The sequence below is a fragment of the Pigmentiphaga sp. genome, assembly GCF_033795525.1.
Taxonomy (GTDB): domain Bacteria; phylum Pseudomonadota; class Gammaproteobacteria; order Burkholderiales; family Burkholderiaceae_B; genus Pigmentiphaga.
In genome coordinates this window covers 92,817-111,899 of sequence record NZ_JARYGM010000010.1, presented here as the reverse complement: position 1 = coordinate 111,899, position 19,083 = coordinate 92,817, and the positions used below count along the sequence as shown (strand labels likewise).

The window sequence follows — 19,083 nt, the reverse complement described above, 5'->3', positions numbered from 1 at the left end:
CGTCTGGGCCACTCGTTTCTTCGAAAACAGCGTCCCTGATGCGTTCGATGCCCACTTTTTCAACGGCCTGTTAAATGTATCCGTTTTCACCCCGGGGCTTCACAGCGCGGAAAATTCGCTTCTAAAATGCGCTTGTTTCCATCAGCGCACAAACGGCATTTCGGCGCGACGCCTGACCAGATCAACCACGTGGACAAAAATGGCTAAAGATACCTACCAATCGCTGCAGGCCCAAATCCGGAAACTGCAGGAAAAAGCGGAAAGCATCCGATTGAAACAACGCCAGCCCGTCATCGCCTCGATCCTGCGCTCCATGCAGGAGTACTCCATCACGCTGGATGAGCTAAAAGCCGCCCAAGCCAAGGGCGTTCCCGGCCGCAAACGCGCGCCCGCAGCTTCCAAGCCCACCGCCAAGCCCCCCAAGCAGGTCGCGCCCAAATACCGCCATCCCGAAACGGGCGAAACCTGGACCGGCCGCGGCAAGCCTCCGCGCTGGCTGGTAGCTGCAGAAGCAGGCGGCGCCACGCGCGACCAGTTTCTCATCAATCAATAAGGCTGTATCGGGTTCTACCGTTCATTACAGTAAAAAGGTGGTTTTGCGTAATAAGAGACGTAAAACCACCTTTTTATTTATTACCGTATTGCCGTCATTTCTTGAAGGCGAAATACACCGCACCGACCAGGCACAATCCCGCCCATAAATGGTTCAGCCGCAGGCGCTCATCCATAAAGACTAGTGCAAAGGGCACAAAAACGGTAAGCGTGACAACCTCCTGCAATATTTTCATTTGGGTGACGCCGAGAAAGCCATACCCGTACCGATTGGCAGGCACCATGATGGCGTACTCGAAAAAAGCCAGCCCCCAGCTGGCCAACAGCGCGATGTACCAGGGACTGGCGTGCGCATAGCGCAGGTGCCCGTACCAGGCAAACGTCATAAAGGTATTCGACAAAGCCAGCAGCGCTACGAATCCCAATACCTGGGCTAACATGCGTTCTCATATCCTCTATCGAAACGTGGTATGCTTACATACATCCATGCATGTATATAAGCATCACGCAGAGTGGCACATCCATTGCGGATCCCGCTAGTTACTCACACACTTTTGTCCGGCAACAGTGCATGCTGGCCCCGGACACCACCGGCTGGGCATGGCCATGGTACGCAAAACGAAAGAGGAAGCGCTCGAAACCCGCACCCGCATACTCGAAACCGCAGAGCAGATCTTCAGCGAGCAGGGCGTTTCCCATACATCACTGCAGGACATCGCAGCGGCCGCCAATGTAACCCGGGGCGCGATTTATTGGCACTTCAAGAACAAGACCGACCTGCTCGACGCCATGCTCCAACGCGTCAAGATGCCCATCGAGGACGCGCTCGACCGCAGCTGCGACCTCAATTCCGCCGATCCTCTGGGCCAACTGCGAAGCAGCGCGGTCGATGCGCTGAGGATGGTGTCCGAAGGGGCCAGCGCGCAGCGCGTCTGTGAAATCCTGCTGTTCAAATGCGAATACGTGGCCGAGACCGCGGACATGCGCCGGCGACATGTCGAAAGCCGCAAGATTGCGCTGACCCGGTACGAAGAAGGTTTCCGGCGCGCCGTCGAGCTGGGGCAATTACCTGCCGGGACCGACCCGTCCATTGCGGCGCTCGGCCTGCACGCCATCATGCATGGCTTGTTCATGGACTGGATGCTCGAGCCGCAGGCCTTCGACATCAAGGAAGTGGGTGGTCAAGTCATCGATGACTTCCTGACCGGACTCAAGAACCGCGGACGTGCCGCCGGGGCGGATTGACCGCGTTCCTGCGCCCCTTCAGCGCCGCTTCTCTACTTCGTAGCTGACGTCCCGAACCTGGCCATTGGTGTCGGGGAAACGGTCGAAGATCGCCCGCACCAGGTAAGGCATGACCTGCGGCAGCGCATCGCCCGCCGCCGTACTCACGGCCGTGGACTCGTAGACTTTGAGACCGTTCTGCCGGGCGTCCCGGATCTCGACTTTCAATGTGGCGCGCGAGGCGTCGACCGTCGTGGAAGTCCAGGTGGGCGGATAGGGCGGGCCCCATGCAAAGCCCAGGCCGCCCCGCCCGCGATAGCCGAATCCGCCCCATCCGTATCCCCAGGGCCCCCAGGGTCCGTAGAACGGGTCGTAGGCCGGACGCTCGATCCGGACCTGAACGGGCTCGACACCATACGAGAAACTGACAGTGAAACGGGCCGGCTGGCCGGCCTTGGCCTCCACCAGGCCGGTAGGTCCCATGCCGGCACGTATCATGTCGGCATATTCGCCATACTCGAGGCTCTCGCGCTCCGCCGCAGCCGGATCGAACCTCCAGGCGGCCCCCACGGCGTCGGCCGGCCACTGCTGGAAGGTCGTCACCCGCGCGGGAACCGTGGTGGCACATCCCGCCAACAGCGCCACCGCGGCAAGCTGGACCACCCGCGCTGCCCATGCCCATCGCGCGGGCCCGAAGAGAAAATTACATTTGGATATCGACATGGCGCTTTCGCATCCGAGGTAAGAATCGTACTTTAACCGGTATGGATTTTTGGACCAGAATGGCATGGATCGGTTCTGTACCGGCGCATGCTGCCCCACCCCGCTACAATCCCCAGCGCCGTCACTCGTTTCTGCCCGATTATGCGAACCGATACTCCCGTCACGATCAGACGCCAGAATTACCTACCGTTTCCGTACGATATTGCGTCAGTGCATCTGGAGTTCGACCTCGACCCCGATCACACGCTCGTCCACTCGCGCCTGCAAGTCCAGCGCAAGACCAACGGCCCGCTGGTGCTGAACGGCGAGGATATCGAGCTGGTTTCACTGAAAGTCGATGGCCAGGACTGGGACGCCAGCCGCTATCAGCTGGACGAGCAGACCTTGACGCTGGACGGACTGGGCGCCCAAGCGCTGGTCGAAATCACCTCGCGCTGCCATCCGTCGGCCAATTCGACCCTGATGGGGCTTTACGTCTCCAATGGGGTGTTCTTCACGCAATGCGAGGCGGAAGGGTTCCGCCGCATCACGTGGTTTCCGGACCGGCCCGACGTGATGTCGCGCTATTCGGTCGTGCTCAGGGCCGACAAGGCGCGGTTTCCGCAGCTGCTTTCCAACGGCAACCTGGTCGCCCAGTCGGAACTTCCCGACGGTCGGCACGAAGCACGCTGGGAAGACCCCTTCCCCAAGCCGTGCTACCTGTTTGCCCTGGTTGCCGGCGTCCTGACCTGGCGCGAGTCGCGCATCCGCACCCGCTCCGGCCGCGAGGTCCTGTTGCAGGTCTACAGCGACCCAGGCAGCGAAAACAAGACCCAATACGCGCTCGAATCGCTGGAGCGGGCCGTCCGATGGGACGAACAGCGCTTTTCACTAGAGCTCGACCTCGACCGTTTCATGATCGTGGCCGCGCGCGATTTCAACATGGGCGCGATGGAGAACAAGGGCCTGAACATCTTCAACGCCGCCTACGTGCTGGCCGATCCCGAAACCGCCACCGACGCCAACTACAGCGCGATCGAGGCAGTGATCGGCCATGAGTACTTCCATAACTGGACCGGCAACCGGGTAACCTGCCGCGACTGGTTCCAGCTCAGCTTGAAGGAAGGACTGACGGTATTCCGCGACCAGGAATTCACGGCCGACATGATGGCCCGGGGCCTGGACGCCGAGGCGGCCGCCAGCGCCCGCACGGTCAAGCGCATCGACGACGTCGTCACCTTGCGCGCCGCCCAGTTTCCGGAAGATGCGGGGCCCATGGCCCACCCCATCCGGCCGGAGAGCTACCAGGAAATCGGCAACTTCTACACCGCCACCGTTTATGAGAAAGGCGCCGAAGTCATACGGATGCAGCAAACGCTGTTGACGCCTGCAGGATTCCAGCGCGGCCTGGCCGAATACTTCCGCCGCCACGACGGAGAGGCGGTCACCTGCGACGACTTCGTCGATGCCATGGAGTCGGTCTACGTGCAGGACCATCCGGGGCAAGACCTCTCGATATTCAAACGCTGGTACAGCCAGGCCGGCACGCCGCGAGTGAAGGTGACGCTAAGACATGATCCGGCCGCGCGGCAATGTACCGTCACGCTGGCCCAGCGCTGCGACCCGGTGGGCGTAGAACGCTTGCCCGGCGCGCCGGCCAAGCAGCCGTTCCACATCCCGTTCGCCATCGGCCTGCTCGATGGCGAAGGCCGGCCACTGCCCCTCAAGCTCGCCGGGGATACGATGGTGCGCGACACCGCGCTGCTCGAGCTCGCCACCGAACAGGCCGAATGGACGTTCGAGAACGTCGATGCCCGGCCCGTCCCCTCCCTGCTGCGCGATTTTTCGGCACCGGTGATCGTAGAGTATGACTACAGCGATCACGAGCTGGCACTGCTGATGAAGCACGACGGCAACGCCTTCGCACGCTGGGAAGCCGGCCAGCAACTGGCCACCCGGGTCATCCTGGCCGCCACGCGCGAGCGACGCGAGGGGAAATCCTTCGTGCTGCGCCATGATTTCATCGAGGCCTGGCGGGCGTTCCTGACCGCGCCGGGACTCGATGCCGCCTACCGCGCGCGCGCGTTGACCCTGCCTTCGGAGAAGACGCTGGCCGAACACATGAGCGAGGTCGATCCGATCGCGTTGGCCACGGTACGCGACGAGACCCAGGCGGCGCTGGGCCGCGCGCTGGCCGCCGAATGGCAGGCGGCATACGAAAGCCACCAGACGCCGGGCGACTATAGCCCCGATCCCATCAGCGCCGGCAGGCGTGCGCTGAAGAACCTGGCGCTGACCATGCTGAATGCCGGTGGCGAGACCGACGCGGCGCAGCAAGCCACGCGGCAGTATGCGCAAGCGCGCAACATGACCGACCGCATGGCGGCCCTGTCGGCGCTGGTCAACTTCGGCCCACGCTCTGCCGCGCAGGAAGCGCTGACCGATTTCTACGAGCGTTGGCAGAATGACCCGCTGGTCGTGGACAAATGGTTTGCGCTCCAGGCGACGGCACGCGCCACCACCGTCGAAGCCGTGGAAGGGCTGATGGTCCATCCCGCCTTTTCGCTACGCAATCCCAACCGCGCGCGTTCGCTGGTTTTCCAGTTCTGCTTGAACAACCCCTACGGGTTCCACCGCGCCGACGGCAGCGGCTATCGCTACTGGGCCAAGCAGGTGCTGGCTCTGGACGCCATCAATCCCGAAATAGCCGCCCGGCTGGCGCGCGCGATGGACCGCTGGGTCCGCTATGTACCCGAATTGAGCAAACCGATGCAACGCGCGCTGCAGCAGGTTCGCAACCATGCGGGCCTGTCGCGCAACGTTACCGAAATCGTTTCTAAAGCCTTGGAGATCGCCGCATGAAGCGCAAGACGCTTACGCAATTCCTGATAGAGCAGCAACGGGGGCCCGCTGCCCTGCCCGCCGAAGTCCGCCTGCTCGTCGAAATCGTCGCCCGCGCCTGCAAGGCCATTGGCCATGCCGTCGGCAAAGGCGCCCTGGGCGGCGTCCTGGGCAGCCTCGAGAGCGAGAACGTGCAAGGAGAGGTACAGAAAAAACTCGATGTGCTCTCCAACGAAATCCTGCTCGAGGCCAACGAATGGGGCGGCCAGCTGGCTGCCATGGCCTCGGAGGAAATGGAGACCGTCCATCTCGTCCCGACCCACTATCCGAAGGGTGAATATCTGCTGCTGTTCGACCCGCTCGACGGTTCCAGCAACATCGATGTGAACGTATCCATCGGCACGATTTTTTCGGTGCTGCGTGTGCCGGAATCCGCCAGAGGCCGCGAGATCACCGAACAGGACTTCCTGCAGCCGGGCACCCGGCAAGTCGTGGCCGGCTATGCGCTGTACGGCCCGCAGACCATGTTGGTGCTGACCGTCGGCACGGGGGTTTTCGGCTTCACCCTAGATCGCGAGGTGGGCTCGTGGGCACTGACCCAGGAAAACATCCAGATCCCGGCCGATACCAAGGAATTCGCCATCAACATGTCGAACATGCGGCACTGGGCGCCGCCGGTACGGCGCTACGTCGAGGAATGCCTGGCGGGCAAGACCGGACCGCGCGGCAAGGACTTCAACATGCGCTGGATCGCCTCAATGGTGGCCGACGTCCACCGCATCCTGAACCGGGGTGGCATCTTCATGTACCCGTGGGATGCGCGCGAGCCGACCAAGCCCGGCAAGCTGCGCCTGATGTACGAAGCCAATCCCATGAGCATGCTGGTGGAACAGGCCGGCGGCGCCGCTACCAACGGTTTCCAGCGCATCCTGGACGTGCAGCCTTCCGCCCTGCATGAGCGCATCGGGGTGGTCCTGGGATCCAAGAACGAAGTGGACCTCGTCACCCGCTACCACCACGAGGCGGGCCAGGCCTGACTTCGCCGGCCCGCCGTCCGGCGGCGGTCCGCCAGGAGGGCGGGCCGCCGCATCAGAATATATCGAAGTATTCGCGCTGTTCCCATTCGCTGACTTCGAGATTGAAGCGCGCGATCTCGGCTTCCTTGATATGGCAGAAGTAATCGACGAAGCCTACGCCCAGGCCTTCGCACAGTACCGGATCGTCGCGCAGGCACTGTAATGCTTCCCCGAGGGTACGCGGCAGGCTCGCCGCCTTCGCCTCGTAGGGAACGTCGGCCGACGGCCCGGGGTCGATGCTGCGCTCGATGCCATCCATGCCGGAAAGCACCTGGGACGAAAAGTACAGATAAGGATTGGCAGCCGGCTCGCCCACCCTGTTCTCGATACGGGTCGCCGCGTCGCCGACGCCGCCCAGCACGCGCAGCATCACACCGCGATTGTCGCGGCCCCATATGGCGCGATCCGGCGCCAACGAATAAGGGCGATAGCGCTTATAGCCATTGAGCGTCGGGGTGGACAAGGCGGTGGCTGCGCAAGCATGAGCCAGCAAGCCGCCCAGATAATGGCGTCCGACGGGCGACAAATCGCTACCGGACTCGGTAGGCACGAATGCGTTGCTGCCATCGGCCAGGCGCCGCAAGGACTGGTGCAGATGCCAGCCGCTCGATACCACGTTGGGAATGCGCGGGCGGCACATGAAGGTCGCATGGAAACCGTTCCGGCGACATACCTGCTTGACCGCGCTGCGGAACAGAATCATGTCGTCGGCGGTTTTCAGCGCGTTGCCCGGCGCAAAAGTGAACTCGAACTGGCTCGGGCCGAACTCGACTTCGAGCGAACGTAGCGGCAGATCCAATTGCTGGGCCGTCTTGCGCACCAGCTCCATGACCGTGTCGACCGAGTCGTAGCGCAACTCGGTGAGGTACTGGTAGCCATGGGACATCAGCTCGACGTCGGGCGGCACTCCCGGCTGGCCCGGTTGGCCGGCATCCTCGGGGCGCATGTGATGTTGCACGGCCTTGAATACATGGCACTCGACCTCCAGGCCCGTAATCAGCTCGTACCCCGAATCGTTGAGCCCGGCCAGGGCCTTGCGGAACAGCTGGCGCGTATCGAAAGGCACGGGTTCGCCGCTCTGGAAGTATGTATCGCAGAGCAGCCAGCCGGTGTTGGGCGCCCACGGCAAAACTTTGAACGTGGTCGGGTCGGCCACCATCAGCACGTCGGCCGCGCCCTGCATTTCCGGGCGGCTGAATCCCCCTCCCGACGTAAAGACCGGGAATACCGTCCGATGCGACGTATCCTTGGCGAACATGGTGGTGGTCAGGGTGACGCCGCTCTTGAGCGCGCGCACGGCCTCCTCGGCCACCAGCGTCTTGCCGCGCAAGATGCCATGCTGGTCGGGAAACGAAAACCTGACGACGTCGAGGGTACCGCGTTCGATCGCCGCGACGACATCGCGCGCGGCGTGCTGCTGCGCCTCGGACCAGAGACCGAACCGATCCACGAAAGACATAAGGAACTCCAAGAAAAGCCCACTCCCCTGCAGGCCTCGCACGCTCCCTCCAAAGGGGCGGCACTGCGAACCGGCGGAGCCGGATCCGCCTACCCGGGGCACTACCGGGCTGACCCGGAACGGCGCTCGCCTGCCCGGGTCAGCCAGCGAATTACGGCTGGCGCACCGAAAATATGCCTACGCCGCCCACTTGGAGGTCTTGCGGCGTTTTTCGTCCGCGATCTTCCAATAGTCGCTCCATGAGTCGCCGGGGCCGATGCCATCAATGGAAGGCGGTCCGCTGAATGCGCTCGCCTGCGCCTCGTCGATCATCATCAGGGCTTTTTCTCCCCGTGCAGCCTGGTCGATGGCTTCTAGCAGCAGCCGGCGATAGGCAACGATTCCCTTGTCCGTCGACCCCAGGTGCTCGCGCGAGCGGTCCTGGATCTTGCCTTGCGACTCGACGGCCCACTGGTCGTGCACGTTGATATCGTGCCCCATCCCGGTATAGGTCTGCGTCGCCTGCTCCTTGGAGTTATAGCCGTAGTTGTTGAACCGGCCCACGCGGGGCATGTAGTCGGGCAGTTCATACAGCGCCAGCCGCTGCTCGCGCATCTGCTTCTTGTCGACCGGCTGGCCGAAACTGGTGAAGATGGCGTACCAATAGCAGCTGGTATCGTCCACCGGCACGTGCCACTGCGCGATCGTCATCTCCGAACTCATGGGGATGATGAAGGCCTGGGGAAACACCAGATTGGTCACGCGCACGTGCGTTTGCTCTTCATCGAGCCGGCGCAGCGCCGTCAGGCGCAAGCCGTAGTCGGCGGGATCGACCTTGATTTCGGGCCGGTCGAACTCGCGCAGCACCTTCGTGATGGGCAGGTTGGAATCGGCCGAAGCACCGCGGAACTGCTTGCCATAGCTGGCCTCGGTATCGCCATCCTCGAAAAAACGGTGCAGGTACGAAGCGTGCGCCGGATCGATGCCCACTTCCAAGGCCTGCAGCCAGTTGCAGTCGAGGTAACCCTTGAACGCGAAGGTGTATTCGCTGGGCGCGACGAAGCAGTCGAAATGCGGGAAAGCCGGCGGCTCGCCTTCCCCGATGTAGGCAAACAGGATGCCGCTCTTCTCGACCACGGGATAGGATTTCTGCTTGATGCGCTGGGGCAGCTTGCTGCCCTCGGGTTCGGCCGGGGTTTCCAGACAGGCGCCGTTGACGTCGAACAGCCAGCCGTGGAACAAGCATCGCAGCCCGCCATCCTCCAGGCGTCCGAAAGCCAGGTCCGCGCCGCGATGCGGGCAATCGCGATCAAGCAGTCCGTAGCGTCCCTGGTCGTCCCGGAACAGCACGAACTCCTGGCCCATCAGCTTGACGGGACGAATGGGACGTTCGGTCTCCAGTTCGTCGACCAGCGCCACGGGCTGCCAATATTGGCGCAACAGCGTGCCGGCCGGCGTACCCAACCCCACACGGGTGATGCGTTCGTTCTGCTCGGGGGACATCATGGACTCCTTACATGGATTCGACACCGGCCACCAAAAAGATAAGTGGACGCCGGCCTTGGTGCAACAGTGTATGCAGAATACTATTCTATGGATCCAGCCCTGTAAACCGCTCCGGTACCCGGCACTGCATCCGCATTCCTGCCATGCCTTGGTCGATCTAAAAAATATACTTAAAATTCAGAATCTTATGTTGTACATAGGACTTTCCCCGAGCGACCGACCCGCCCGCACCCCGACCCCCGCCAACCGCAAAAAACCGCTAAACTGGATCCAGCCCGCCAATTGGATACAATAAAGCGCAGGGCGCCACGCCGAGCCGCGGGAGCGCGGGGCGGCCCACCAGGAGAACAACGTTGGAATCGCAACAAACGCGGGTATTGGTACAGCTGCGGGACCTGATCCTGAAGGGAGAGTTCGCGCCCGGCGAGCGGCTTGCCGAAGTCCCATTGGCGGAAAAGCTGGGGGTCTCGCGCACGCCGATCCGACTGGCTCTGGCCGCCCTTGAGCAGGAAGGACTGATCGAGCCTTCGCCCACCAACGGCTATATGATGCGGCGCTTCACGCCGCGCGAGATCCACGACGCCATCGCGGTGCGCGGCCACCTGGAAGGGATGGCGGCGCGCCTGGTGGCCGAACACGGTGTGTCGCGGCAGCTGTCTCTGGACCTGCGTGCATGCCTGCGTGATGGCGACCGCGTCGTCAACAAATCCGAAATGACTTACGACGACTACGCGCTGTACGGCGAAATGAACGATCGCTTCCATCAGTTGATCATCGATGCGGCGGGCAACTTCGCCTTGGCACGGGCCATCGAGATGAACAACCGGCTTCCGTTCGCCTCGCCCAGCACCATGCTGCCCATGCAGAACACCGGTGACGAGCGGCAGAAATGGATGCTCTACGCCCATTTGCAGCATCACCGGCTCGTGCAGGCCATGGAAAAAGGCGAAGGCGCGCGGGCGCAGGCCTTGGCCGAGGAGCACGTGGACGTCGCCCAGATGAACCTGGAATACGCCCTCGAACGCCCCGAGACGGCCGCGCAGCTTCTGCCCGCCATGAAGATCGTGTTCGGCCGGACCTGAATCAAGCTTCGTCCAGCACCGCCACGGCTTCGATCTCGACGCGCACGGGCGGGACCAGTGCGCTGACCACCGTGGCGCGTGCGGGCGGCAGATGCGGGAAACGTTCTCCGTAGGCGCGATTGAACCCTTCATAGTCTTCGGCATGCACCAGCCATACGGTCGTCTTGACGACGCGGTCGAGCCCGCAGCCGCAATCGGCCAGGATGGCCTCGATCATGTCGATGGCCGCATGGGTCTGCCCTTCGATGTCGGGCGCCGCCGGCGCGCCATCGATCATGGGTATCTGACCCGACACGAATACCAGCCGGCCGGTGGCGATCACCGCGGGCGTGATGGGCTGGACCACGCCCCGCCGCACCACCTGGCCGCCGCGATGCTCGATGGCAGGGAAACGTCCACTCATTCGATCTGCACTCCTGCCGTCTTGACGATCGCGCCCCACTTCTTGACCTCCGCGGCGACGAACTGCCCGAACTGCTCCGGCGACGTAGGCGCCACGATAAAGCCCTGCGAGGCAAAGAAATCTTTCATGTCCTGCCGCTCCAGCACCTTGACCACGGCGCCGTTGAGCTTGTTCACTACCTCCGGCGGCGTGCCTGCCGGCGCAAACAGTCCCTGCCAGGAAAGTGCCTCGAAATTCGGCACCCCGCTCTCGGCGATCGTGGGCACATCCGGAAACATGGGATGCCGCTTCGACGACGTGACCGCGACCGGCTGCAGCTTGCCCGACTTGATGAACTGCTGGACGACCAGCAGGTCCGCGAAGGCAGACTGCAACTGCCCGCCCAGCAGGTCGTTCAACACGCCGGCGCTGCCCTTGTAAGGCACGTGGAGCAGGCTGACACCGGTCGCTTGCGAGAACATCTCGCCGGTCAGGTGCATCGACGTTCCGTTACCCGGCGACCCGTAAGTCAGCTTGCCGGGATGGGCTTTGGCGTAGGCCACGAACTCCTGTACCGTCTTGGCGGGTACGTCGGGCGTCCGGACCAGGATGAGCGGAGAATTGACCACCATCGAAACCGGCGCAAAGTCTTTCACCGGATCGTACGGCGGCTTCGAGTACAGGCTGTAGCTGACGCCATGGGAGCCGGTCACTCCCATGAGCAAGGTATATCCGTCGGCCGCCGCCCTGGCGACGTAGGCCGACCCCACCGTGCCGCCGGCGCCGGGCCGGTTCTCGACGATGACCGTCTGGCCGAGCGATTGAGCCAGCTTTTCAGCCAACTGGCGCGCCAGCAGGTCCGTACTGCCGCCCGGCGGAAACGGCACGACGATCCGGATCATCTTGCTCGGATAATCCTGTGCGTGCACGGCCGGTGCCAGCGCAGTGGCGGCAAAGGCGCCGATTATGCATCCATACCACTTCTTCATACGACCTCCCGAGTTGTCGTCCTTGTGACATCGACTGGAGCGCTGCGCGCCCCGGCTGGGTCCCCCCACCCGCCTGCGCCGGCGGTTTCGATAATGAGGCGCTCTCCGGCTTTCCATTGAAAACGGGACTTGGACGGAAGCTCCTGGCGCGATCCGTCGGCACGCACCAGGACGGCCGAGGACGACATGCCCGGCATACCGCCGGCTGCGCCGGGAGGACGGCTTTCGTGGCGCTCGCTGCGATACGACACCACGGCCTCGCCCTCCAGCAAAAGATATTGACGCACCACGCCGTCCCCGCCGCCATGCACGCCCGGGCCGCCCGAGCCCCGCCGCCGGCGGTAGCACTCCACCCGTATCGGCGCCTGCGCCTCGAGCATCTCCACGGGCAGGTTCTTGCCATTACCGACATCGGTAGAGATGCCGGAAGCGCCCTCGCCCCACGGCGAACCGCCCGCGCCGCCGGCAATGATTTCCGTAAAGAAATAGCGCGTGCCGCTGCTGCGCGTGCCGCCCACCGACATCACGAGGGCCACGCCTGAATTGGGCGCAGGCGCATGCCGCGGGTCGACGCCGGCCCAGGCCGCCAGCATGGCGTTGCACGCGAGCTTGACCGTCGCGGTGCGGGCATTCACCGGCGCGGGGTAGCGCGGATTGACCACCGATCCTTCGGGCAGCGTCCAGCGCGCAGGCAGCAGGCAGCCATGGTTGTTGGGCGCGTCGGGCGCCAGCGTACGCATAAAGAAGAACAAGGCGGACAGCATGGCGGCATAAGTCGCATTCACCGGTGCGGCCACCTGCGGCGACGACCCCGTGAAATCGATGTCGATGCTGCTGCCTCGCTTCTCCAGCCTGACCTGTATGCATACCGGCTCCGCACCGCAACCGTCCAGCCTGTCTGTATGCCGATAGACGCCATCGGGCAGCGTCGCCAGGGCCGCCCGTGTCATACGGTCGGCCTGCGCGATCAAGGCATCGCAACCCGATGCGAACGCTTGCATGCCATATGCGCCGATCAAACCCGCCACCTCGCGTTCGCCCAGCGAGACACAAGCCCACTGGGCGTCCAGATCGCCGCGCAAGTTGCCGGGTGTGCGGGAATTGGCATAGAGCAGTTGCGCCACGTCTTCACAAACTTCACCGTCCTGCCGCCACCTGATGGGCGGAATGCGCAGGCCTTCCTGGAAGATCTCGGTGGCATCCGGCGGAATGGAGCCGGGCGTGCTGCCCCCTACGTCCTGATGATGCAGGATGGCTGCCGCAAAGGCCGCCACACGGCCGTCGTGCAGGATGGGCCGGATCACCGCCAAGTCGGGCAGGTGCGTGCCGCCGGACCAGGGGTCGTTGAGCAGGTAGGCATCCCCGGCCCGCATGCTTTGCACGGGGAAACGCTTCAATACGCCTTCCACGGCCGGCAGCAGACTGCCCAGCAGCAAGGGCAGTGAACGGGCCTGGGCGATGACCCGGCCATCGGCCAGGAACAGCGCGGCCGCGCAATCCATGCCCTCGCGGGCGATGGACGAGGTAGCCGACCGGACCAGCGCGTCCTGCATGCGTTCGGCCACGCCGTCCAGCTGCATGCGCAAAATCTCGAGTGCAGCCGGATCCAGGCCGGCAGGCTCAGTAACGGTGGACTGCATCATGCCTGCTCCAGAATCAATACGCTCGAAGCATCGACGCGCCAGCGCCAACCCGGCGGCACCCATACGGTCGAATCTCCGGCTACGACCAGGGCCGGTCCCGCGCCCTCCTCCCCTGCCGCCAGGCCGACACGTTCATAAACCGGGCAAGAACCGGCATCGGGCAGCTGTAACGCACGCTCGCCCCCGGCTTCGGCACCCCCGGGCACGGGCTGGGTACGGCCCGGCCCGGCCAGCGGGGCACGGCTGGCGACGAGCCGCAGCCCCCGTACCCTATGCGCCGAGGAAAAAGCCTGGCCACGAATGCGGCGGTGTTCCTCATCGAAACGCCGGCCCACCTCGGTAGCGGAATCGTGCTCCAGATCGACCGGAATCTCCAGAGCAAACTCCTGCCCCGCGTATCCCACATCGAGATACCACGCATCGCGTGCAGCGCCGTAACCCGCAACGGCCGCCTGCGGCAGATCATCGGCCAATTGCCGCGCCACCCGCCGCATGTCTGCCCACGCATCGTCGCGCAAGGGCAGGTCCAGCGCGTGCTCGGCGACATCGGTCCAGTCGCTGCGCAGCAGGCCGTAAGCCGCCGCCACGCCGGGCAATGGCGGCACGGCCACCCGGCGGATACCCACCAGCTGCGCCACCTCGGCCGCATGCAGCGCGCCGCCGCCCCCGGCCGCCACCAAGGTCAACCGGCAGGGGTCGCTGCCGACTGCAAACGCGGCCCGCTTGACCGCTTCTCCAAGCATGCCGTTGGCGACCCGCACGGCGGCCAGCGCCGCCGCCTCGACCGATAGCCCCAGCGGCCGCGCCAGCGACTCATCGACCGCCTGCGCCGCGGCGCCACGGTCGAGCATCAACCCTCCTGCCAGGCGCTCAGGCAAGATACCGAGCACCAACAGGCAATCGGTGACTGTCGCGCGCGTCCCGCCGCGGCCATAGGCCACGGGACCGGGCCGGGCACCGGCCGATTCCGGTCCGACGCGGATCCCGCCTCCAGGGTGCACCGACACATAACTGCCCCCGCCCACTGCCACGGACAGCACGTCGACCGACCGCAGGCGCAGGCTCATCTCGGCCACGCCCAGTTCGAGCGTATGACGAGCCCGGCCGCGCTGGATCAAACTCAGGTCGGACGTGGTGCCCCCTATGTCGAGACTCAGCGCATCCCCAACCAGCGAAACCTCATCCAGCATGCCAGCCACGCCGTTGACCGCCGCCGCCGGCCCCGACATGGCGAGCGTCAATGGCCGGCGCAGACAGGCCTCCAGCGTGGCGACACCTCCTTGCGACCGCATGACCAGGGCCGAGGCATAGCCTCTTTGCGCAAGACCGTCCCGCAGCCGGCGCAAATAGTCCGTCACGCCGGCCTTCACGTACGCGTCCATGGCGGTCGTGAACCAGCGCTCGAACTCCCGCGCGCGCGGATCGACTTCAGACGACAGGGAGATGCCTATCTCGGGCGCCATTTCCTCGCACCAGGCGCGCACCTGGCGCTCGTGCACCGGATTGCAATGCGAGAACAGCAAGCACACGGCGGCGCTGCGCACGCCGGCGGTGCGCAGCGCCTCGAGGGCATCGCGGATGTCGGCACGGTCTACCGGCTCGCATTCCTGGCCTCGGGCATCGATACGGCCGCCGATCTCGAAACGCAACGCCTCCGGCATCAACGCAACCGGCGTCTGGCATGGCACCCACGCCGCATAGAGGTCGCGGCGATTCTGCCGGCCCAGTGTCAGCACGTCGGCAAAGCCCCGCGTGACGATCACGCCGATGGGCGCCGCGCTGCGCTCGAGCAGGATATTGGTCGCGATGGTGGTGCCATGCAGAAGGCGACCGACCTGCGACGGCCCGAACGCCAGCGCCTGCGCCACTTCGTCGAGCGCCTGGAGGACCGCCTGCGCCGGATCGCCGCTGCGGCGCGAATGCTTGGAAGCGTGGACGCTGCCGTCCGGACCCACCGCGGCCACGTCGACGAAGGTCCCGCCCACGTCGATCCCTATGTCCCACAGGCCCGTATCCGAATCATGCATCATGGCCAGGCCTAGAACCGGTCCGGGGCGAACGGCGTCAGGTCGACACCGGTGGGACGGCCTGCGACCAGATTGGCGATTTCCCGCCCGGTCGTCGCACCGCCGCACATGCCGACGTGCCCATGACCGAAACCCAGCCAGACATTCGCCAGGCGCGGCGCCCGGCCGATCACCGGCATGCTGTCCGGCAGGCACGGACGATGCCCCATCCATTCCGTATAGCGGCTGGCATCCAGATGCGGGAACATCTCTTTACCTCGCTGCAACAGGACCTGCGCCCGCCGGTAGTCGGGCGGCGCGGCCAGGCCCGCAAACTCCACCGACCCCGCCAGGCGCAGCCCCTTGGCCATAGGATTGACCATGATGTTGTACTCGACGGCCATGACGGTATGCCGCAGCGACAGATTCGAGCTGTTTACCGTCACGTGGTAGCCGCGCTGGCTCTCCAGCGGCACGCGCAACCCCAGGCTGACCGCCAGGCCGCCCGACCACGCTCCCGCCGCAACCACTACGCCGTCGCATTCGATGGTCTCGCCCGCATCGGTCCGGACCGCCCGCACGGCGTCGCCCCGTTGCTCGAAAGCCGTCACACTCGCCCGCACGCTTCGCGCCCCGTCGCGCTCGCACTGTGCATGCAGCGCCTTGACCAGTTCGGACGGATCCAGCGTGGACCCGTTTTCAGGCGCCAGGATGCCGAAACGGAACCGGCCCTTGAGGTCGGGTTCCAGCGATTCCAGTTCGTCCTGGGCCACGTCGCGCATCTCGACCCCCAGCCTGCGGCGCAGGTCCATGCCCCACTGCCACTGCTGGGCGGCTTCGCGCCCGGAATACACATACAGACAGCCGGTACGGCGAACGAGGCCCTGCGCGCCGGCCCGTTCCAGCAACGGACCATAGTTCTCGAAAATCGGCGCCAGCAAGTTGCGCATGGCGGTGGCGATACGCACCACTTCGGCCGGCTGGGAGTGCCGCAGGAACCGCATCAGCCACGGCAGCACGACCGGGAGGTAGGGCCAGCGTATCGTCAGCGGCCCGAGCGGATCGAGCAGCCATCCCGGAACCTTCTTCCACATGCCCGGCATGCCGACGGGCAGGCAGGCGCTAGGCGACAGCGAGCCGGCATTGCCGAACGAACAGGCTTCGCCCGGCGGGCGGGGATCGACAAACGTGACATCATGACCATCCCGCTGCAACCATGCCGCCGTACACACCCCGACAATGCCCGTGCCAACAACCACTACATGCATGCCACCCCTCGCCTCCGGACCGCTCTGGATCCAGTTTTCAAACAATTGAATTCATAAAACCCGGCGGCCATACTAGGTAGCCCAGCCTTTGTGTGTCAAGGATTTTAAAAACCTGCACAGCAATAGAGAAAAAACGGCAAGATAGCTGCATAAACCCGAGATTTTTCTAAAAAAATAGATTCGACCCCTTTCTTGCTTCAAGGGTGAATCAAACCACCCCTATACTGGAGACAGCTCTGCATGCAGTCAAAAACAATCGTGCCCGCGACACCGCGGGACACCACCGACTGGCCCGGTGTCGCCCTGGGAGTCGCATGCGGGATTCTGGTCGCGCTGTGCGTCGGCAAAATGCCCCCCGCCTTGCCCCTGCTGCAACAGGACCTGGGACTTAGCCTGCGCGAAGTGGGATGGGTGGTGTCGGTATTCAGCACGATCGCGACCTTGTGCGCGGTCGGCATGGGGCTGGCATCGGGCCGTATCGGCGCCTGGCGCTTCACCGTAGCGGGCCTCTGTGCCTTGGTCGCGGGCGGCCTGCTGGGCGCGGCCTCCGATAGCTATGCCATGCTGCTGGCCAGCCGCATCCTGGAAGGCACCGGACAGATCGCCATCGTCATTTCGGTACCCGCGCTGCTGGCTGGACGAAGCGCGCCGCACCAGACACGCCTGGTGCTGGCGTTGTGGTCGGCCTACATGCCGCTCGGTATCAGCCTCGCCCTATTGACCGCCCCCTTGCTGCTGGAAGGCGGACATTGGCGTGGGCTGTGGCTACTCATTGCCGGCCTGACCGCCATCTGCGCGGGGTGGATGGCACGATGGCGGCCACGCTACGCGTCGCCGGTGGCGCCCGGCAAGCGCGCGCTCGATTGGCGCCAGCTCACCGGGGGCTTGCGCCAGCTGGCGCCCTGGGTCTTGGCGCTCTCGTTCACCTGCTACGCGATCCAGTTCTTCACTGTCATGACCTTCCTGCCCACCTGGGCCATCCAGGAACGCGGGCTGTCGCTGCGGACGGCCTCGACGCTGACGGCGGTGGTGATCTTTTTCAACGCGGGAGGCTCGGCGCTGGGCGCCTCGCTTCTCCAGCGCGGCATGCGAGGCAGCGCCCTGATCATGGCCGCGCACGTCGTAGTGGGCGTATCCGCATGCTCGATTTTCCTGGAGTGGCTTCCCGATCCCGTCCGTTTTGCCGCGTGCATCAGCCTCAACCTGGTAGGCGGGATCCTCCCGGCCGCGACGCTCTCGGCAGCGGTACGGCTGGCCCGGACGCCGGACCAGATGGCGAGCCTGCAGGGGCTTTTTCTGCAGGGCTCCAATCTCGGGCAGTTCGTGGCAGCCCCTTTGGTGACCTGGGCCGTCACGGTGGGCGGACCGGTACCCGAGTGGTCGCATGCGCTGCCGCTGATGGCGGCGTGCGCCACGCTGGGACTGGGGCTGGGCCTGTTCGTCCGCTCGCGCGGGCTGTAGAACCTCAGATATAGATGATCAGCGCGACCACACCGATGACGAGCGCCGCCTTGGTCACGCGGTACGCCGTGCGGTTCCAGTTCTTGAACCGGCGGCGATACTGGCCCGACACCCAGACGACGTGGAACAGCTTGTTGATCAACCCGGTCTTGTCGCCTTCTTCGTTGGGGGAGCTGGCCGCGGTCATCACCTTGCGCCCCATCCACTTGTTGAAGGCCTGCGCCCAGCGATAGCGCAGCGGACGCTCGACATCGCAGAAAAGAATGATGCGGTCGCGATCGGTGCCGTTCTCGGCCCAATGGATGAAGGTCTCGTCGAATACGACGCTTTGGCCGTCGCGCCAGCTATAGCGCTGCCCGTCCACTTCGATGAAGCACCGGTCGTCATTCGGCGTCTCCAGCCCCAGGTGGTAGCGCAGCGAGCCCGCAAAGGGATCGCGGTGCGGATTGAGCCGAGCGCCGGGAGGCAGCTCGGCAAACATCGCGGCCTTGACCTCCGGGATGCCGCGCAGGATCTCCACAGTACGCGGGCAATATTCATGCGCCGAAGGATGCTGGGCCTCATACCATTTCAGGTAGAAACGCTTCCAGCCGGATTTGAAGAACGAATTGAAACCGGCGTCGTTGTTTTTCTCGGCGGCGCGTATGCGCTGAGCGTCACGCAACCGGACCGCCTCGTCGCGGATGACTTCCCAGTTGTCGTCCAACGCTTGCAGGCCGGGCAGCTGCCGCACGGGGATGTACGGCACGGCGGGTACTTTGGAAAACAAATACATGAACGCATTGATCGGCGCCACGATCGAGGAGTGGTCAAACAGTTGCCGGAAAAAACGCAGCCTCACCTTCCCTCGAAAATGCACATAACCAATGGCGCCCAGATACAGCGCAACGATGATCCATTTCATATCAATTCC

At 64.3% G+C, this 19,083-nt stretch carries 16 protein-coding genes; 6 read left to right on the top strand and 10 right to left on the bottom strand.

The genetic code is table 11. The features are described 5' to 3' along the window. The first annotated feature begins 199 nt into the window (after positions 1-199). Positions 200-553, top strand: coding sequence for an H-NS histone family protein (locus QHC78_RS18115; RefSeq protein ID WP_319747045.1), 354 nt, complete (start codon positions 200-202; stop codon positions 551-553). 94 nt (positions 554-647) lie between these two features. On the opposite strand, the gene QHC78_RS18110 is transcribed toward QHC78_RS18115, so the two are convergent. Beyond that, positions 648-992, bottom strand: a complete 345-nt coding sequence (locus tag QHC78_RS18110; protein WP_319747033.1) for a DMT family protein — start codon at positions 990-992, stop codon at positions 648-650. A gap of 166 nt (positions 993-1,158) precedes the next feature. Here QHC78_RS18110 and QHC78_RS18105 point away from each other — a divergent pair, with 166 nt between their 5' ends. Then, the gene (locus tag QHC78_RS18105) at positions 1,159-1,797 is read left to right on the top strand and encodes a TetR family transcriptional regulator (protein WP_319747031.1); all 639 of its coding nucleotides are present in this window, start codon (positions 1,159-1,161) and stop codon (positions 1,795-1,797) included. 18 nt (positions 1,798-1,815) lie between these two features. On the opposite strand, the gene QHC78_RS18100 is transcribed toward QHC78_RS18105, so the two are convergent. Next, on the bottom strand, positions 1,816-2,499 hold the full coding sequence (locus tag QHC78_RS18100) for a DUF4136 domain-containing protein (protein WP_319747029.1): 684 nt from the start codon (positions 2,497-2,499) through the stop codon (positions 1,816-1,818). A gap of 141 nt (positions 2,500-2,640) precedes the next feature. Here QHC78_RS18100 and pepN point away from each other — a divergent pair, with 141 nt between their 5' ends. Both pepN and QHC78_RS18090 read left to right on the top strand, forming a co-directional pair. Next, positions 2,641-5,340: an aminopeptidase N gene (pepN, locus tag QHC78_RS18095; protein WP_319747026.1), complete on the top strand. Its 2,700-nt coding sequence runs from the start codon at positions 2,641-2,643 to the stop codon at positions 5,338-5,340. After that, positions 5,337-6,356 carry a class 1 fructose-bisphosphatase gene (locus QHC78_RS18090; RefSeq protein ID WP_319747024.1) on the top strand — a complete coding sequence of 340 codons (1,020 nt, stop codon included), beginning with the start codon at positions 5,337-5,339 and terminating at the stop codon, positions 6,354-6,356. The genes pepN and QHC78_RS18090 overlap by 4 nt, the downstream gene beginning before the upstream one ends. A gap of 52 nt (positions 6,357-6,408) precedes the next feature. Here the strand turns inward: QHC78_RS18090 and QHC78_RS18085 are convergent, their stop codons facing one another. Continuing rightward, positions 6,409-7,854 (bottom strand): glutamine synthetase family protein, encoded by a 1,446-nt coding sequence (locus QHC78_RS18085; protein ID WP_319747023.1) that lies wholly within the window; start codon positions 7,852-7,854, stop codon positions 6,409-6,411. A gap of 177 nt (positions 7,855-8,031) precedes the next feature. After that, a complete protein-coding gene (locus tag QHC78_RS18080) occupies positions 8,032-9,339 on the bottom strand; it encodes an aromatic ring-hydroxylating dioxygenase subunit alpha (protein ID WP_319747022.1) in 1,308 nt (435 codons plus the stop codon). Between the two features lie 353 nt (positions 9,340-9,692). On the opposite strand from QHC78_RS18080, the gene QHC78_RS18075 reads away from it, so the two are divergent. Continuing rightward, positions 9,693-10,421 carry a GntR family transcriptional regulator gene (locus tag QHC78_RS18075; RefSeq protein WP_319747020.1) on the top strand — a complete coding sequence of 243 codons (729 nt, stop codon included), beginning with the start codon at positions 9,693-9,695 and terminating at the stop codon, positions 10,419-10,421. Between the two features lies 1 nt (position 10,422). Here the strand turns inward: QHC78_RS18075 and QHC78_RS18070 are convergent, their stop codons facing one another. The 5 genes from QHC78_RS18070 to QHC78_RS18050 are packed head-to-tail and all read right to left on the bottom strand — an operon-like array spanning position 10,423 to position 16,709. After that, a complete protein-coding gene (locus tag QHC78_RS18070; protein ID WP_319747018.1) occupies positions 10,423-10,824 on the bottom strand; it encodes a RidA family protein in 402 nt (133 codons plus the stop codon). Continuing rightward, positions 10,821-11,792 (bottom strand): Bug family tripartite tricarboxylate transporter substrate binding protein, encoded by a 972-nt coding sequence (locus QHC78_RS18065; protein ID WP_319747017.1) that lies wholly within the window; start codon positions 11,790-11,792, stop codon positions 10,821-10,823. The genes QHC78_RS18070 and QHC78_RS18065 overlap by 4 nt, the downstream gene beginning before the upstream one ends. Then, positions 11,789-13,435: a hydantoinase B/oxoprolinase family protein gene (locus tag QHC78_RS18060; protein ID WP_319747015.1), complete on the bottom strand. Its 1,647-nt coding sequence runs from the start codon at positions 13,433-13,435 to the stop codon at positions 11,789-11,791. The genes QHC78_RS18065 and QHC78_RS18060 overlap by 4 nt, the downstream gene beginning before the upstream one ends. Then, complete coding sequence (locus QHC78_RS18055) at positions 13,432-15,465, bottom strand: hydantoinase/oxoprolinase family protein (protein WP_319747014.1); 2,034 nt, start codon at positions 15,463-15,465, stop codon at positions 13,432-13,434. The genes QHC78_RS18060 and QHC78_RS18055 overlap by 4 nt, the downstream gene beginning before the upstream one ends. A gap of 8 nt (positions 15,466-15,473) precedes the next feature. Then, entirely contained in the window at positions 15,474-16,709 is a 1,236-nt protein-coding gene (locus QHC78_RS18050) for an NAD(P)/FAD-dependent oxidoreductase (protein WP_319747013.1), read from the bottom strand. Positions 16,710-16,949: 240 nt separating this feature from the next. Between QHC78_RS18050 and QHC78_RS18045 the strand changes: the two genes are divergently transcribed. Then, the gene (locus QHC78_RS18045) at positions 16,950-18,170 is read left to right on the top strand and encodes an MFS transporter (protein ID WP_319747011.1); all 1,221 of its coding nucleotides are present in this window, start codon (positions 16,950-16,952) and stop codon (positions 18,168-18,170) included. Positions 18,171-18,174: 4 nt separating this feature from the next. Here the strand turns inward: QHC78_RS18045 and lpxO are convergent, their stop codons facing one another. Further along, positions 18,175-19,074: a lipid A hydroxylase LpxO gene (lpxO, locus tag QHC78_RS18040; RefSeq protein ID WP_319747010.1), complete on the bottom strand. Its 900-nt coding sequence runs from the start codon at positions 19,072-19,074 to the stop codon at positions 18,175-18,177. Between the last annotated feature and the right edge of the window lie 9 nt (positions 19,075-19,083).

What these genes read in the sequence shown, in the direction of transcription:
- QHC78_RS18115 (WP_319747045.1), top strand. Translation starts at nt 200, where the DNA reads ATGGCTAAAGATACCTACCAATCGCTGCAGGCCCAAATCCGGAAACTG.
- QHC78_RS18110 (WP_319747033.1), bottom strand. Translation starts at nt 992, where the DNA reads ATGTTAGCCCAGGTATTGGGATTCGTAGCGCTGCTGGCTTTGTCGAAT.
- QHC78_RS18105 (WP_319747031.1), top strand. Translation starts at nt 1,159, where the DNA reads ATGGTACGCAAAACGAAAGAGGAAGCGCTCGAAACCCGCACCCGCATA.
- QHC78_RS18100 (WP_319747029.1), bottom strand. Translation starts at nt 2,499, where the DNA reads ATGTCGATATCCAAATGTAATTTTCTCTTCGGGCCCGCGCGATGGGCA.
- pepN (WP_319747026.1), top strand. Translation starts at nt 2,641, where the DNA reads ATGCGAACCGATACTCCCGTCACGATCAGACGCCAGAATTACCTACCG.
- QHC78_RS18090 (WP_319747024.1), top strand. Translation starts at nt 5,337, where the DNA reads ATGAAGCGCAAGACGCTTACGCAATTCCTGATAGAGCAGCAACGGGGG.
- QHC78_RS18085 (WP_319747023.1), bottom strand. Translation starts at nt 7,854, where the DNA reads ATGTCTTTCGTGGATCGGTTCGGTCTCTGGTCCGAGGCGCAGCAGCAC.
- QHC78_RS18080 (WP_319747022.1), bottom strand. Translation starts at nt 9,339, where the DNA reads ATGATGTCCCCCGAGCAGAACGAACGCATCACCCGTGTGGGGTTGGGT.
- QHC78_RS18070 (WP_319747018.1), bottom strand. Translation starts at nt 10,824, where the DNA reads ATGAGTGGACGTTTCCCTGCCATCGAGCATCGCGGCGGCCAGGTGGTG.
- QHC78_RS18065 (WP_319747017.1), bottom strand. Translation starts at nt 11,792, where the DNA reads ATGAAGAAGTGGTATGGATGCATAATCGGCGCCTTTGCCGCCACTGCG.
- QHC78_RS18060 (WP_319747015.1), bottom strand. Translation starts at nt 13,435, where the DNA reads ATGATGCAGTCCACCGTTACTGAGCCTGCCGGCCTGGATCCGGCTGCA.
- QHC78_RS18055 (WP_319747014.1), bottom strand. Translation starts at nt 15,465, where the DNA reads ATGATGCATGATTCGGATACGGGCCTGTGGGACATAGGGATCGACGTG.
- QHC78_RS18050 (WP_319747013.1), bottom strand. Translation starts at nt 16,709, where the DNA reads ATGCATGTAGTGGTTGTTGGCACGGGCATTGTCGGGGTGTGTACGGCG.
- QHC78_RS18045 (WP_319747011.1), top strand. Translation starts at nt 16,950, where the DNA reads ATGCAGTCAAAAACAATCGTGCCCGCGACACCGCGGGACACCACCGAC.
- lpxO (WP_319747010.1), bottom strand. Translation starts at nt 19,074, where the DNA reads ATGAAATGGATCATCGTTGCGCTGTATCTGGGCGCCATTGGTTATGTG.